At 29.5% G+C, this 15,491-nt stretch carries 17 protein-coding genes; 4 read left to right on the top strand and 13 right to left on the bottom strand.

Annotated features, from left to right (window positions below; genetic code table 4):
- The first annotated feature begins 4 nt into the window (after positions 1–4).
- On the top strand, positions 5–199 hold the full coding sequence (gene rpmB / locus O3I44_RS01440) for a 50S ribosomal protein L28 (RefSeq protein ID WP_303717419.1): 195 nt from the start codon (positions 5–7) through the stop codon (positions 197–199).
- Here rpmB and O3I44_RS01435 read toward each other — a convergent pair.
- Genes O3I44_RS01435 through rsmD form a run of 6 tightly spaced genes read right to left on the bottom strand, consistent with a single transcriptional unit; the run spans position 196 to position 4,484 of the window.
- Positions 196–846, bottom strand: coding sequence for a ribulose-phosphate 3-epimerase (locus tag O3I44_RS01435; RefSeq protein ID WP_303717418.1), 651 nt, complete (start codon positions 844–846; stop codon positions 196–198). The two genes, rpmB and O3I44_RS01435, sit on opposite strands and share 4 nt — an antisense overlap.
- Positions 839–1,669: a ribosome small subunit-dependent GTPase A gene (gene rsgA / locus O3I44_RS01430; RefSeq protein ID WP_303717417.1), complete on the bottom strand. Its 831-nt coding sequence runs from the start codon at positions 1,667–1,669 to the stop codon at positions 839–841. The genes O3I44_RS01435 and rsgA overlap by 8 nt, the downstream gene beginning before the upstream one ends.
- Positions 1,669–2,637: a serine/threonine-protein kinase gene (locus O3I44_RS01425; RefSeq protein WP_303717416.1), complete on the bottom strand. Its 969-nt coding sequence runs from the start codon at positions 2,635–2,637 to the stop codon at positions 1,669–1,671. The genes rsgA and O3I44_RS01425 overlap by 1 nt, the downstream gene beginning before the upstream one ends.
- Entirely contained in the window at positions 2,637–3,362 is a 726-nt protein-coding gene (locus tag O3I44_RS01420) for a PP2C family protein-serine/threonine phosphatase (protein ID WP_303717415.1), read from the bottom strand. The genes O3I44_RS01425 and O3I44_RS01420 overlap by 1 nt, the downstream gene beginning before the upstream one ends.
- A complete protein-coding gene (gene gmk / locus O3I44_RS01415) occupies positions 3,362–3,928 on the bottom strand; it encodes a guanylate kinase (protein WP_303717414.1) in 567 nt (188 codons plus the stop codon). The genes O3I44_RS01420 and gmk overlap by 1 nt, the downstream gene beginning before the upstream one ends.
- Positions 3,929–3,935: 7 nt before the next feature.
- Positions 3,936–4,484 carry a 16S rRNA (guanine(966)-N(2))-methyltransferase RsmD gene (gene rsmD / locus O3I44_RS01410; protein WP_303717413.1) on the bottom strand — a complete coding sequence of 183 codons (549 nt, stop codon included), beginning with the start codon at positions 4,482–4,484 and terminating at the stop codon, positions 3,936–3,938.
- Positions 4,485–4,514: 30 nt separating this feature from the next.
- On the opposite strand from rsmD, the gene def reads away from it, so the two are divergent.
- Positions 4,515–5,054 carry a peptide deformylase gene (gene def / locus O3I44_RS01405; RefSeq protein WP_303717412.1) on the top strand — a complete coding sequence of 180 codons (540 nt, stop codon included), beginning with the start codon at positions 4,515–4,517 and terminating at the stop codon, positions 5,052–5,054.
- A gap of 1,169 nt (positions 5,055–6,223) precedes the next feature.
- On the top strand, positions 6,224–7,906 hold the full coding sequence (locus tag O3I44_RS01400) for a ribonuclease J (RefSeq protein WP_303717411.1): 1,683 nt from the start codon (positions 6,224–6,226) through the stop codon (positions 7,904–7,906).
- On the opposite strand, the gene O3I44_RS01395 is transcribed toward O3I44_RS01400, so the two are convergent.
- Complete coding sequence (locus O3I44_RS01395) at positions 7,903–8,256, bottom strand: PTS sugar transporter subunit IIB (RefSeq protein ID WP_303717410.1); 354 nt, start codon at positions 8,254–8,256, stop codon at positions 7,903–7,905. The genes O3I44_RS01400 and O3I44_RS01395 overlap by 4 nt on opposite strands.
- A gap of 27 nt (positions 8,257–8,283) precedes the next feature.
- On the opposite strand from O3I44_RS01395, the gene trpS reads away from it, so the two are divergent.
- Positions 8,284–9,270 (top strand): tryptophan--tRNA ligase, encoded by a 987-nt coding sequence (trpS, locus tag O3I44_RS01390; protein ID WP_303717409.1) that lies wholly within the window; start codon positions 8,284–8,286, stop codon positions 9,268–9,270.
- A gap of 18 nt (positions 9,271–9,288) precedes the next feature.
- On the opposite strand, the gene O3I44_RS01385 is transcribed toward trpS, so the two are convergent.
- The 6 genes from O3I44_RS01385 to rpsR are packed head-to-tail and all read right to left on the bottom strand — an operon-like array spanning position 9,289 to position 15,488.
- Positions 9,289–10,242 carry a YitT family protein gene (locus O3I44_RS01385; protein WP_303717408.1) on the bottom strand — a complete coding sequence of 318 codons (954 nt, stop codon included), beginning with the start codon at positions 10,240–10,242 and terminating at the stop codon, positions 9,289–9,291.
- 32 nt (positions 10,243–10,274) lie between these two features.
- Complete coding sequence (locus tag O3I44_RS01380) at positions 10,275–11,483, bottom strand: CNNM domain-containing protein (RefSeq protein ID WP_303717407.1); 1,209 nt, start codon at positions 11,481–11,483, stop codon at positions 10,275–10,277.
- On the bottom strand, positions 11,483–12,805 hold the full coding sequence (dnaB, locus tag O3I44_RS01375; protein WP_303717406.1) for a replicative DNA helicase: 1,323 nt from the start codon (positions 12,803–12,805) through the stop codon (positions 11,483–11,485). The genes O3I44_RS01380 and dnaB overlap by 1 nt, the downstream gene beginning before the upstream one ends.
- A complete protein-coding gene (gene rplI / locus O3I44_RS01370) occupies positions 12,798–13,235 on the bottom strand; it encodes a 50S ribosomal protein L9 (protein ID WP_303717405.1) in 438 nt (145 codons plus the stop codon). The genes dnaB and rplI overlap by 8 nt, the downstream gene beginning before the upstream one ends.
- Positions 13,235–15,202 (bottom strand): GGDEF domain-containing protein, encoded by a 1,968-nt coding sequence (locus O3I44_RS01365; protein WP_303717404.1) that lies wholly within the window; start codon positions 15,200–15,202, stop codon positions 13,235–13,237. Before O3I44_RS01365 ends, rplI begins: the two co-directional genes overlap by 1 nt.
- Positions 15,203–15,236: 34 nt before the next feature.
- The gene (gene rpsR / locus O3I44_RS01360; protein ID WP_303717403.1) at positions 15,237–15,488 is read right to left on the bottom strand and encodes a 30S ribosomal protein S18; all 252 of its coding nucleotides are present in this window, start codon (positions 15,486–15,488) and stop codon (positions 15,237–15,239) included.
- Positions 15,489–15,491: the final 3 nt, after the last annotated feature.

The following is a 15,491-nucleotide window of genomic DNA, read 5'->3' as shown; positions in this document are numbered from 1 at the left end:
AACCATGTCAAGAAAAGATGATATAAGTGGTAAAGGTGCTTTATCTGGAAACAACAGATCACATGCTCTTAATGCTACAAAAAGAAAATTTAATCTGAATCTCCAAAAAATTACAATTATGGATAATGGACAAAAGAAAAACGTTAAAGTGTCAGCTAAAACAGCTAAAACTCTAAAGAAAAAAGGACTTATTGCTTAGTTCTTTTTTTGGACTATTTTTTCAAAAAAATCATGATCATTTATGTGTTGTATTAAGAATGAACCAGACACCAATGAATCTGCGCCAGCCTTAATTGCCTTGGGTCCGGTCTCATAAGTAATGCCACCATCAACCTGAATTAAGACATTGAGCCCTTGTCTTTGAATTTCTTTTCTTAATTCCTTAATTTTATCTAACGATGTCTCGATAAATGATTGGCCACCTTTTCCAGGAACAACAGACATTACCAAAACATGAGAAATATGTGGTAAAAATTCAAATACTTTACTAATCTTTGTTTCAGGGTTTAATGCAATCCCTATATTCTTCTCAACATATTTTTTTAAGAGATTATTAATTATTTGTTTATTTTGAAAAGCTTCAATGTGGATGGTAATATAATTTGCCACTTCTACAATATCCTCGATATTTTCTTTGGCATTATTAGACATAAGGTGAATATCAACAATATGCTTGTTTGTGGTTTTAACTAATTCTATTATTCTCTTTGTAGGTAATGATAAACCAGTCACAAAATGTCCATCCATTAAATCATAGTGGATTGTTTTAACACCACTTCCAATTAGTTTATTTATTAAGTCAACTTGATTATCCTTGAACAATATGGATGCTGAAATCTTAGTCATCACTTACCTCCTTTAGTAGTCTCAAATAATCATGATATCTTTGTTTTGATATACTACCATTTTTTAATTGTCGTTTGACTTCACAATCTTCCTCTTTGTCGTGAGAACATGATCTTGAGAACTTACATAAAGCTGAATATAATCTAAAATCATGAAATGATCTTGATAGTTGGTGCTTTGTTAAATTAAACTCTAGTGACGAAAATCCAGGGCTATCAATTAATTGTCCATTAAATCATGGAATGATTTTCGTAACTCTTGTAGTGTGCTTACCTCGCCCAAGGGATTTTGATATTTCCTGTACTTCAAAATCAGTTTTTGCTAATGAATTAATTGTTGATGTTTTTCCGACTCCTGTTTGACCAGTAAACACCGATAACCTACCCTTGAATATACCTATAATATCTTGTATACCATCACCATTTTTATTTGAAATTTCATGTGCATCATAACCCTGACTTCGATATTCTTCAAGATAACTAACTTCTGAAAGGTCTGTCTTTGTAAACAAAATGATGGGTTTTATATTTTTATCTTCAATAATGGATAAAAACTTATTTAACATAAATGATGAATACTCAGGGTCTACAAGAGATATCACAATAAGAACTTGGTCAACATTAGCTACTTTAGGTCTATCTAAATAATTTTTTCGGTCCAATATTGTTGTAAGCATTTCATTATTTTCAAATCTAACATAATCACCCACCAGCGGGACAATCCTTGAGTTTCTTAATTTACCAGAACCACGCAATCTATAAATTTCACCCTTGCTTTTTATATCATAGAAACCAGCAAGTATTTGGATAATTTGTCCTTCCATTAAATCACCAATACCACTAATAACACAATGAATATTATTAGCAAGAATACAAATACAGTAATAATCACACCAAGAGAAAATGGTGAATTGATAATTTTTGTAAAAGATTTTTTCCTTTTAGGGCCGAAACTTATGACCTCTTCATATAATCTTGTTTTTGAAAGTGAGGTAGTTAAATCCTTATAAAAATCATACATTGTTTTATATCTATTTTTCCTGTTTTTACTAGTGGCTTTAATAACAATATTAGCCACTGATTGTGGTATATTTTTAAATGATTTATTGACATGTGGCACATTGGAACTTTTATGTTTTAAAGCTGTTTTTAATGGATTAGCTTCCTTAAAAGGAACCTCTCCAGTTAGCATTTCATACATCAAAATTCCGAGTGCATAAATGTCAGATTGTAATGTTGGTTCTTCTTGATTAATTATTTCGGGTGCTATGTAGTGAACCGATCCGATAACATTATCCGTTTTAGTTAGCCTTTCAGATCCTTCTGTAAGTGCTATCCCGAAATCAATGATTTTAATACCACCATAAAGTGTGACCATTGCGTTTGAAGATTTGACATCTCTATGAATAATATTTTTGCTATGAATTTCTTCAAACCCAAGAGTTAATTGTTTCATGAATTCAATTGTTTCATCAACTGTAAGTCTTGTTCTTTTTTCGATATAATTTTTGAGAATTTCACCTTCAGCATACTCCATAACAATGTATTGTAAATCATCTTCTCAAACAGCATCAAATATTTTAATAACATATGGTGAATTAACCTTTTGTGTGAGCTCCATTTCTGATTTAAATCTTTTTTTTGCAACATAAGAGTTTTTTTTATCAGGTATAAGAATTTTAATAGCAACTTCTTTTTCATGGACTTTATCTTTAGCTAAAAATATTTTAGCCATACCTCCTGAACCAATTTCCCTAATAATATCAAACTTATCTTTTAATAATTCAATCATTAGTTTAACTCCAAAATAATAATCGTTAAGTTATCAGACGATTTCCCTTTTATGGCTTGTCTTATCAACGTCATAGCTTTTTTATTCAATGAAGCATCTGCTGCAATTATTTTTTCAAAATTAGGTTTTGCAATATAATCATGAATTCCATCGGATGTTAAAATAACATATTTGGTTTTTTCATCGTTTTCAATTAAAAATTGCTCAGCAAAAGCCTTTTTCTTGGGTCCTAAGGCTGATGTTAAAGCGGCAGCCCCAATAACTGTAGCTGCATTTTCTTCTGAATATCCAAATTTATTTATATAGTAATTTCTAAGATTATGATCTATTGTTATTTGATGAAGCAGGCCATTATAAACGTATGTTCTAGAATCGCCTACATTAAAAATATGGATTTTTTTCTTGTTAATTAATGCCGCTGTTATAGTTGTCCCCATGTCCATTAATGACGAATCAGAACCAACAAACTTTTCCATATTTTTTTTAGATTTTTTTAAAGTATTTGTAAACCACTTATCATAATCATTATGATTACTTGGTAATTTTTTATTGAATTCTCTTTCAAAGGTATCGATCGTAATGCGCGAAGCATGCAAACCACCCTCATGACCACCCATGCCATCACATAATACGGCAAGAATATCCCCATTTTTTTGAAATACATTTGCTCTGTCTTGATTTTCTGATCTAACAACACCTATGTCTGTTTTAACAATAAATTCCATTATATATTCCCTAATATGAACGCTTTAATTTTAGCGACAGCTTTTTCAGGATAATCATTAACAACAACAAGATCAAAAATATTGGTTTTAGTTAATTCTTCATAAACTTTTTTCATTCTTTCATCTATTTCAATTATTGACTCTGTTTCACGATAAATAATTCTTCTTTTTAATTCCACTATAGATGGAGGTTCAACAAAAATACTAATAACATCTTCTTTGTTTAACTCATTTAAAATATTTTCTGCTCCAAATGTTTCAACTTCTAAGAAGGGAAGATTTCCGTTATCTTGTATCCTTTTTATTTCGGATTTAAGTGTTCCGTATTTATTTGAAAAATGTTCATTTCATTCAATAAAATCTCCATCATCAATTTTTTGATCAAATTCCTTTTCTGTTAAAAAATAATATTCTTGTCCGTTTTTTTCAGTTTTTCTGGGTTTTCTTGTTGTTGCTGATATGGAAAACTCTAATTTTAAATCCTCATTATCAAAAAGCAACTTCTCTAAAGTAGCTTTTCCAACACCAGATGGGCCAGTAAAAATAATTATTTTGTTATTATTCATATTCAAATTATATATTATTTGCTAAAAGCAATATAGTAGTTTTCCCATATTTCTTTGTTTTCTGTATCGCAATGTTATCAGGAATTTTAATCAGTTGAGGTTTAGATGTTTCCAAAATTATAATTCCATTTGTTTTTAAAAGTGATAGTCTCACAATATCTTCAAGGGTCTTGTTATAAAGTTTAATATCAAGATATGGAGGATCCATATAAATATAATCGAATTTGGTTCCTAATAATCTTGGTAAGTATGTAGTCACATCGTTTTTAACAACAGAAACATTATTAATTGACATATTACTTAAATTTTTATTAATAATTTCAATGGCAGAATTATTTTTTTCAATCGCAATAATTTTCGTTGCACCTCTAGAAGCAAATTCAATTGCTATTGCTCCAGATCCAGAAAACAAATCTAAAACAATTGACCTATTAATTTCAAACTGAATCATTGAAAACAAAGCTTCTTTTGTTCTATCTGAAGTTGGCCTTGAAATACCAAAATCTGGTTGACTTAATTTTCTTCCTTTATAACTACCGGCGATAACTCTTAACATATTTTAATATTACCATGATAAAATTAATATATGAAATTAATTATTGCGCCAAATAAAATATTAAGACAAAGAGCAAAAGATGTAACCTTTCCTATTTCTGATGAAGATAAATTAACAATTAATACAATGATTAAACATATAGATGATTCTCAAAGTAGTAAGAGCAAGTTAAGAGCGGGGGCCGGCATTGCAGCACCACAATTAGGTGTTTCTAAAAGAATGTTTTATATAAATGTTCCAGAAAATGATTTAATACCTGAATTTAAGGAGTTTTTAATTAATCCGATCATCGTTGCTGAAAGTCAAAGTTGAACTGCATTAGAAAGCGGAGAAGGATGTTTGTCTGTTGATGAAAACGATACGAATACAGAAGGGTTGGTTCATCGCAGATTCAAAATTATCATGAAAGGATATTCCTATTTTGCTAAGAAAGATGTAACAATAACTAAAACTGGTTATCATTCAGTGGTATTACAACATGAATATGATCATTTGAATGGTGTGTTGTTTGTTGATAAAATCCATAAAAAAAATAAATGATTAAAAAAAGATAACGAAACATTGCTTTAGGTGCGATAACCTTTTAGCAATAAAGTGGAATTATGATTAATGAATGGCACTACAATATATCACTATATTTTTGCATAAAATTGATTATTAAACATAATATAGACATAAAATCTATAACAAAAGACTTTTAATGACTGACATGCTAGGTAGATAATCATGAAATATCTGAATAAATTAATAAAATTATATAAGTTTATATATTTCCAATAAAAGATCAAACAATAAAACATCACAAAGTTACTAAACACAAAAACTAACAAAGTCACAAATAATCTATGGATTAAAAAAGATAACGAAACATTGCTATATAAGCTAGAATAAAAATTGATAGACATATTCCAAGTTCAGAAGGGGATGTGTTTTTGTGTCTAGAAAACATTTTTGTTTAAGACAAAATTAAGATATATAAGAATTATTAGAAATAGGGGATGGATTTTGCCATGTAATATATTCAACTCCTTTTGGGTGCATATCCATCAGGATATCTTTTTTTGAACTCCTTCATAAATTCATCAACGGATCTTTTAGCTTTTACTCCAATATTTTTTTCGTGAAATAAATGTTTACAAGCCTTAATAAAGTTTAGGTAAATTACTTCGGATTCATAAGTACACATATAAGCCTGATTAACTTTCGTCTGATCTCTTTGCTGCTAGTATTGCTTGAAACTATAATAGATACGGATGTGAGGACCTTGTCAATAGTTTTTGTTTATTTTTACTTCACACTTCTCTTTTACAGCTATTCAAACGTCTTCTTATCTTTCCGTTGGATATGCCTGTTTCCCTACTAATGTCATATCTTGATAATTTTTGTTGGCTTTATCTAATGCTAAATGTTTGTATAATTTCATTGGTTATTTTCTTTCTAATTAGTCAGTAACCCAATTGTAAGGCAAAGTGCCTTTTATAATGAAATTTCTAGGTACACTTAGATGTGGACATAACAAAATAATAAATGATTATATTAACTATTACACTTATGATAGAATACAAAAGAACTTAGAATATAAAAAGCCAAGCCAATTCATCTAGAATTATGCTTAGCTTTTAATTGTCTTAATTTCTTATCCTAACTTAGAAACATTGCTATAGGGGCTTTTATTTTTGTTATACTAGTTATATTAAAGTTCTTAGTTTTTTAAAAAATAATCATAAAGGAGAGACGGTATGTCTAAAACAAAACTTTTCACATTGGGTGGAATGATGGAGATCGGTAAAACAACAATTGTTGTTGAACATGAGGATGAAATAGTAATAATAGATGCTGGGATAAAATTTACAAATACAATGGAGACAGGTGTCGAAGGAATCATCCCTGACTATTCATATTTAAAAGAAAATGAACACAAGATTCATGGTTTATTTATAACTCATGGACATGAAGATCACATTGGTGGAGTTCCATATTTAATTCAACAAGTTAAAATTAAAAAAATATATGCCCCAAGTTTAGCTATTGCTTATTTAAAATATAAACTTAAAGATAAAAGAATTACTGTCCCGGTTGAATTTGTGGAAATAACTGCAGAAAAGCAGTTTAAATTTAAAAATCTGTCGCTTGATTTTTGGACATCACAACACTCAATTCCTGATTCATTTGGAATTCGTGTCAAAACACCTAATGGAAATATTTTTGATACTGGCGATTTTAGATTTGATTATACACCGATTGGAAATCTAACTGATTTTACTAAATTAGAAGAAATGGCAAAAGATGGTATTGATGTTTTAATTTCAGATTCAACTAATTCTATGTCCGAAAACCATTCTCCTACTGAACAAAAGATCTTAAAAGATATTGAAAAAATAGTAAAAGATACAGAGGGAAAAGTTATTTTTACAACATTTGCATCAAACGTTAATAGGACTAAAGTTGCCATAGATTTAGCCATTAAATATAAGAGAAAAGTAGTTCCATTTGGTAGATCAATGGTTAATACAATTAAAATAACTACTGGAATGGGTGCCATGAAAATACCCGATGGTGTTTTGATAGATAAAAAAGAAGTTGAAAAATACAAAGATAATGAAATTATGATTTTATCTACAGGATCTCAAGGCGAGGAACTAGCAGCCCTTACAAGAATGGCTACTGGAAAACATTTACAAGTAAAATTAAAGCATAAAGATGTTGTTATTTTTTCTTCATCGGCCATTCCCGGCAATAGAATGAAAATTGAAAGTCTAATTAATAATTTATATAAAGTTGGTGCTGAAATTAAAGAAAATAAAATTGATGGTATGTTACATACATCAGGTCATGCCTATCATGAAGAACATATGACAATCTTCAATAAAACAAAACCCAAGTATTTTGTTCCATATCATGGAGCTTATAGGCAATCTGCAGTTCACGGCCTTACTGCTGTTGAATCTGGAATTAAGAAAGAAAATGTTTTTTTAATTGAAAATGGTGAAGTTCTAGAATTAGAAAACCATGTTTTAACCAAATCAAAAGAATTTATTGATCCTGGTCCCATTTATATAGATGGTAAAAACGCCACAAGAGGAACAGCAACGGCTATTGGCGAAAGACAAAAACTTGGAGAAAATGGTTTTATTCATTTTTCAATAACAATTAATTCAAAAGATAACACCATTGTTGGTAGAAGTAAAATGATCTCAAGAGGAGCATTATTTATTAACGATTCAAGAGATTTAATGAATGAAGTTCAAAGATTGGCTCATGGAGCAGCTCTTTATACAATTAAAAATAAAAAAAATTGGATATCAGAAGATATCAAGGCTTCTGTTAAAAGCAGAGTAGAGCCATTCTTTTTCAAAAACAAAAGAAGAAGACCAGTAATAATTGTTTCCATAACAGATAAACAGGCACAAAAAAATGCTTAATTGAGTTGTTCTTTAAGAAATTTTGCTGAATTTCCGACAATAATGGTTATAGCATCCGATGAAATGAATATACCAGAAACACCTTTCGATGATTTAATTTCATCTATGTTTACCTTTTTTTTATCACGAAAATAAATTTTTATTTTCGTGTGTGTATTATTTGTAGACAATATGTTTTCTTTTCCACCTAACAAATTGATCAAGATTTTAACATCAATAATAGATGAATTACTTCTAGAAAGTTCATCAGATGTTTCAACAAATTTTTGTTTTCTGAATATTATTAACGGATAAATGCCTAGTGTGATAATAGATATGAATATCAATATTATTTTATCTTTAGTTTTCATAAATTAATTATATATAATTAATCTATTATGAAAAAAAGAATGGTTAGTGGTATTCAAGCAACCGGGATATTAACTATCGGAAATTATATTGGTGCTATCCAAAAATTTATTGAGTTACAAGATAACAATGAAATGTTTATATTTGTTGCAGATTTACATGCCTTATCAATTGATATTCATCCACAAACTCTTAGAGAAAACAGGAAAAATATTGTTGCAACTTATTTAGCTGCAGGCCTAGATCCAATAAAAACCACAATTTATTATCAATCATCTCTTGCTGAACACTCACAACTACTATGAATTTTAGAAAACCAAACCACAATTGGTGAACTGTCAAGAATGACTCAATTTAAAGATAAAGTTCAAAAATCAAACAGTAAAAATGGCACAACAAAAATTAAAGCTGGCCTACTTACATATCCTGCTTTAATGGCTGCAGATATTTTGTTGTATAACCCAGATTATGTACCTGTTGGTGAAGACCAAAGGCAACATTTAGAATTAGTTAGAAGCATTGCCATAAGATTCAACAATAGATATGGTGATGTATTTAAGATTCCAGCTCCTCAAATAGCTAAAGAAGGAGCTAAAATTATGTCATTAACAGATCCTAATAAAAAAATGTCTAAATCATCCCCATCTAAAAAATCATTCATTTCCTTAAATGATTCACCAGATGAAGCAAGAAAAAAAATAATGAAGTCTGCCACTGATTCTGAGGAAAAGGTTTACATATCAAATGAAAAGCCTGGCATTAGAAATCTTTTAACCATTTATTCTTCATTAGAAGGTATATCCATCATTGATGCGGCAGATAAATTCAAAGATGATAATTATAAGGATTTTAAAAATGCTGTTGCTAATGTTGTTTGTGAATTTTTAATTGATTTGCAATCACGATTTGAAGAAAGTTTAAAACTAGTGGATAAGATTACTGAAGAGGGCAGAATAAAAGCAAAATTAGTTGCTCAAGAAACAATCAAGATAGTTAATAATAAAATTGGCCTTTAGCCAATTTTATTATTTGGATTAATCAACTGTAATAGTGTTAAAGTTTCCAATGATGGTATTAACCTTTGTTACAGAAACCCATACTTTAGGATCAATTTTCTTTAGGTCCTTAATCATTCGCTTGGCTTCAAGTAATAAAATTGATGTTTGAATTACTTCTCTTTTTCTCTTGGTGTAACCTGATGTAACCATAAAAGAATAATAAGAATGAGGATTGTTTATATTAGAAAGATATGATTTAACCTCTTCTGTCATTTTCGAATGAATTTCAAGTTGAACTTTAGAATATTTGGGATATAGCATATCAATAATTAAAGATGCTATGATTGTGGATATCAGTGTTCCTAAAAGTGTTAAATATCAATTATTTCTTTTATCACTGTATAGTAGCATAGATATCGAAAACGAAAACAACAAAATTGTCATCGATACAATTAATGCCAACTTGCCAATGGCAATCTTTTTCTTTGTGGATAAATAAAAAACAATAATATCAGTACCGCCACTAGACCCACCAAACATATATGAAATAGCAATAGCTGAACCACAAATGATACCACCGAAAATTGGTAACACAATGATAGGTCACCCATCTTTTTGGATATCATGGCGATCAATGACATCATTAAATCAAGATAACAAATCACTAAATATGAAGATAAGACTAAATGTTGCTTGGCTAAGCAGAAAAACCAATGTTTTATACATAAATATTTTCTTAACTTTGTTCCAAAAAAATATAATCAACGGCAGATTAAGCAATAAATAAAACAACGAGAAATACGATAATAATTCTTTGTAAGAATAAGTTATAAGACCTGCAATTGAGCCAACACCCAACGAAAATGTTCCAGCAGTTTGAATAAAAGCGTTAATACCAGTTGTATACAATACAGATGCAAATATAATCATTAAAAATGAGAATCATTTCTTATGGCTCACACTTTTAAATGGGTAAAATTTTCTAATCATAGAATGATTATAAAGAAAAAATAATTAAAATTTTATTTTTGTGTAACTTCTATTTTTGTTGAACCATTTTTTTTATTCTCGATAATTTTGAACTTTATAATTCCTTTATATGTGTAAACAATGTTCTTTTTAAAATTACGATTGATTTTTTGTGAAATTCATTTTTTAACAGTTAAATCATTATCATTTTTATTCAGTACAATACCTAAATTTTTTTCAACATCAGATATCATTGTCTTTTCAGTTGCTATAAATTTATGAAGTGAAATTTGATTAAATAATATTTGTTTATCATGTTCATCATATATTTCACCAAATAATTCTTCAATAATATCCTCTAGGGTTAGAATTCCAACAATTTTTCTTTTATTGTTTTCGATTAAAATCATATGTGATGAATTCATGCGCATTTCTTCAAGCGCTTTGGTGGCAACAGAATTATGTGATAATTTTGGTACAGAAATAAATAAATTAACAATATTTTTTTCATCACTGAATATAACATTTTTAAGTAGTAAGACACCGGATATCTCCCCATTAGATATAACCGGGAGTCTTGAATGACCTGTCCTTTTAAAAATATCAAGAGCCTGACTCCTAGAATCCTTCTCATTTATTGTCGAAACATTTTTTATAGGTGTATAAATATTGGATATTTTTGTTGAATCAAGATCTAAAGCATTTGTTGCCAAAGTTGCCTCTTTCTTTTCTAAGACACCTTCTTTAGAAGCTATATCAATATATAGTTTTAAATCATTTTCTGTATTAGTTAATTTTGTTTTAAGAGTAAACCTTCTAATGAAAAAAGTTAATGGTAAAAATAGTCAATTTAATATTTCCATAAGATAAACAACTTTTGTAAGATATTTGTAGGGATACTTTTTTGCAAATAACTTTGGCATTATTTCACCAAAAATAACTATTAATGGAGTCATAACAACGGTTGCGAGTATTGTTGTTGCACCGGATGAAAATATAAGTTGAGAAATAAAAAATGTAACAGCTGATGTAGCAAAAATATTTACCAGGTTATTCGAAATTAAAATAGTTGCAAGTGTTCACCCGAAACTTTTATGATGTTTTTTTATTAATTTAGCAGATTTTTTATTTTTTAAAAAATTCTTTTCAATTTCTAAATCTCTAACAGATGAATATGCAGTTTCAGCTGCTGAAAAGATAGCCGATAATATTATTAAAATGATTAACAAAAAAATGATTCCAATGAGGTACCCAGTTGGCATTATTTAGCACCATCTAACGTATCAGTAAATAATCCTATTTTAGGATTAAATTTAAGTTTAACATTTCCGATAGGTCCATTTCTATGTTTTGCAATGATCACTTCTGAATCATGGAATGTTTGCCCTTTCCCCTTATCATCTTCATAGTAAACAGGTCTATGTATAAATGTAATAATATCTGCATCTTGCTCTATTGCACCCGACTCCCTAATGTCTGACATCATTGGCCGTTTATTTTCCCTACTCTCGACCTTACGTGAAAGTTGAGATAAAGCAATAATGGGAATTTCTAATTCTCTAGCAAGCTTCTTTAAAGTTCGTGAAATTACAGACACTTCAGCCTGCCTATTTTCGGATCTGCTGCTTGCAACAGTTAACAATTGTAAATAATCAATAAAGATAATATCAAGACCTTTAGTCTCTGCTAGTTTTTTGGTCTTCCAAACTAGCTCTGATAATTTTAAACCAGGGGAATCATCAATATATAAATCCATTTCCTTTATTTGATCAGAAGCCGCATGGATTTTACTTCACTCAGTTTCGTTAAGTAAGTGTGGCTCTCTAATTTTATTTCCGTTAATATAACTTCCAAAGGATATTAATCTATTGATCAGTTGTTCTGACGGCATTTCAAGCGAGAAAAACCCCACAATACTTCTCTTTGCTATATTTGCAGCAAGATTTAAAGCAAATGCAGTTTTTCCCATTGATGGACGTGCAGCTATAATTATTAGATCACCATTTTGAAAACCAGAAGTCATCTTATCCAGTGACGCGTAATCAGAAGCTATTCCTGTTGGTCCTTCATGAACCGCCTTTTTTTCTAAGTTATCCAATGCATCCTTGATAATTATATTTGTGTGTTGAAATTCTCGTGTTTGAACCTTTCTTGTTGTAGAAAAAATATCTTGCTCAACTTTTTCCAAAATACTTTCAGTAGAAGCATTAGATTTACTAACCTCGGATGATAAGCCCTTGATAACGGATTCAACTTTTCTTAATTGAGCCTTGTCGGTAATCTCTTTAATAAATTTTGAAAGATTTGCATGCAATCCAGCATCATTCATTAGTGAAGAAATGTAATTAGCTCCACCTATTTTATCAAGCGCTTTTTTTTGTTTTAAAGAAGAAAGGATTGTCGCAACCTCAATTTTCATTCCTTTATTTTTGACATCTAAGATGGCTTCGTATACAGCCTTATTATTTTGATCAAAGAAATCACTTGGTTCAAGATAATTCATTGTATTATTAACAGACCTGTTGTCAATCAATAAAAGTCCTAACAATGCTCTTTCTATTTCTAGTACTTTATGATTATCCATCTTTCTCCACCTCTACTTTTAATTTTGCATTTATGCCATCAAATAATTTTACGGAAATATATGATATTCCAAGAGCATGAATTTTCTTATTTTCAATATTCACTGGATTAATATAAATTTTTTTGTCTTTCAGTTTTTTAATTATTTGTTTCCTGGTTACTGAACCATGAATAACATCGCCAGTTGCCTTTAAAGTAAAACTCAAATGCATATTATCAATTGTATTTTTTACTATTAAAGTATTTTTTCTTTTAGATTCTCGATCTAACTCTTTTTCATGAATTTTACTTTCGAGCTTGTGCTTACTTGCATTATTTATCGCAATAGCAAATCCTTTATTGATAAGAAAATTTTTCCCATATCCATCTGACACATCAATAACATCATTGACTGATCCGTCTTTACAATCTTTAATAATAATTACCTTCATTATTTTTCTCCTTCTACTGAACCAACTATTGCTTGAATAACATTATCTGTAAAAATATTTAATGGTTCTTTAGATACTGCAGCTGCAGCGCTAAAATGTCCACCACCACCCACTAATTCAGCGATAATCTGAACATTTGTTTCAAGGCTCCTTGCCGATAACTTGAACTCTTTTTTTCCAGGAACTTTCCCCACAACAAATGCAGCTTTTCTACCTGACGTTCTTAAGATTTCATCGGCTGCTTTGGAAATAACATCAACTGGCACTTCTCCAGCATATGACGCCAAAAAATATCCCGGTTTTACTTCTATTGTGTTTGTAAGTATAGAACGTATTATATTAGAATTGACTTCTGAAAGTTTTAAGACTTCATTGGATATCGATGACTGAGCTCCAATATTTTCCAAGAAAGCTGATGCTTCAAATGTTCTTGATGATGTTGATTTTTGAAATTGCATTGTATCAAGAAATATACCGCTAAGCATCATTTGTGCAGATTGCTTGGGTAATAATATTGATCTTTTCATAAATTGAATTAATTCAACAACTATTTCAGAGGCTGAAGAAGCATTCGTTGTAATGTAAGAATTAGACGGCAGTATCTTTTCATGTAATTTACCGATTCTGTGATGGTCAAAAACAAAAAAGTTTGAATCAATTACATTATCAATAAATTCGGGTGACTCAGTTCTGGCTGCATCACTAATATCAACCATAACAACAATAGTTGTTTTTAATCCAACTATTTTTTTAACTCTTGATGGTTTAACAAAGTATTTATTTTGAACATCAGATAAACTATCTTTCATTGCATTTATTGTTGTTCCGTCTATATTAACATTTTGTATATAAATATTTTTTTTGTATGTTTTTGCAATGGCTGCAATGCCAAGAGCAGCTCCAATTGCATCAAGATCAGCAAAATCATGACCAAATATTACAACATCCATAATTTTTTTATCTGAAATACTTTTTTCAAACAAGGTTGCAACTTGTTTTATTTTAATACGGGAGATTGATTTTGCTATCTCTGATTTAGAACCATAGAATATTGGTTTTGCACTATCATCTGCGACACATCCCACTTGGTCTCCCCCCCTTGATTGGGCTTGCAATAAACCATCTTTTGCAAGTGAAGCTAATCTTTTTGCATTTGATGCCTTAGTACCAAATCCAATTGATACTGATAGTTTTATACCGTCAATAACATTTACGTTTCGCAAAACATCTAAAAAATTAAATCTACCTTTTTCAAATTCTGAAAGGGTTTTATTGTTTGTGGTAATTAAAAACTTACCTTTAACATATTGGCGGTATGAAAGAAGGTATTTTTCAGACAAGTCATCAAGCATATTAATAACTGCAGATTCTATTCTAAATAATTCCTCGGGAGGCAAAATTAATTGATATTCTTGAAAATTGTCTATTTCCAATTCACCAATAACTAATTTTTCAGTAGTGTACTGTTCTAATAAGACAGATTCATTTGTAACATCTTTTAAAACAATTGATTTATGAGCTAAGTTTATCTGCACTTCGTATTTAGTTTCATCAATCATAAACTGAAATTCTTGTCTACCATGTTCATACTCTTTTTTAAATGATTCAGAAAGATTAATAAGTTTTTTACCAACTAATTGTCTATCAATTCTTTGATCAATGAACTTTGATGTTCATATAATGTCACCTTCACCATTATATGAAATAAGACCAACACCAACAGATGCAACCATATAGTCAATATAATAATCAAAGGACTTTTTGATTTTTTCTCTTCTTTTATTAACAAAAATGAAGGCGAAAGCAAAAACTATAAAATTTGCAAATACTAAAATAGATATTAATGAAATAAATAATATAGCTTTGTTGGCTGTTAAATACATGTTGGATAATACTACAAGAGTTATCAGACCGGATGCCTGAAACACGACGAACACAATCAATGCATTTAGATTTTTGTTTCTCATACATTACATTATATAAAAAAAATAACATTATATACTATCTTCTTATTCTTTCTTTTGTAAATGGTAATAACGACATCATTCTTGCCCTCTTGATTGCTCTAGCCATATTTCTTTGTTGAGCAGCAGATAAACCTGTAACATGGGCCGCAAGTATTTTACCATGAGAGTTAATAAATTTCTCTAATAATTCAACATTCTTGTAGTCAACATATCTTACTTCCTTAGGTAAAAACGGATTTCATTTTTTCCTTTTAATCACTTTTTTGCTTTTTTTAAAATTTTCCATTAT

It is taken from the genome of Candidatus Mycoplasma mahonii (genome assembly GCF_030550815.1).
GTDB classification, from domain to species: Bacteria; Bacillota_I; Bacilli_A; order Mycoplasmatales; family Metamycoplasmataceae; genus Mycoplasma_O; species Mycoplasma_O mahonii.
The sequence above is the reverse complement of the archived record's forward strand: the minus strand, read 5'-3'. Positions and strand labels throughout refer to the sequence as shown.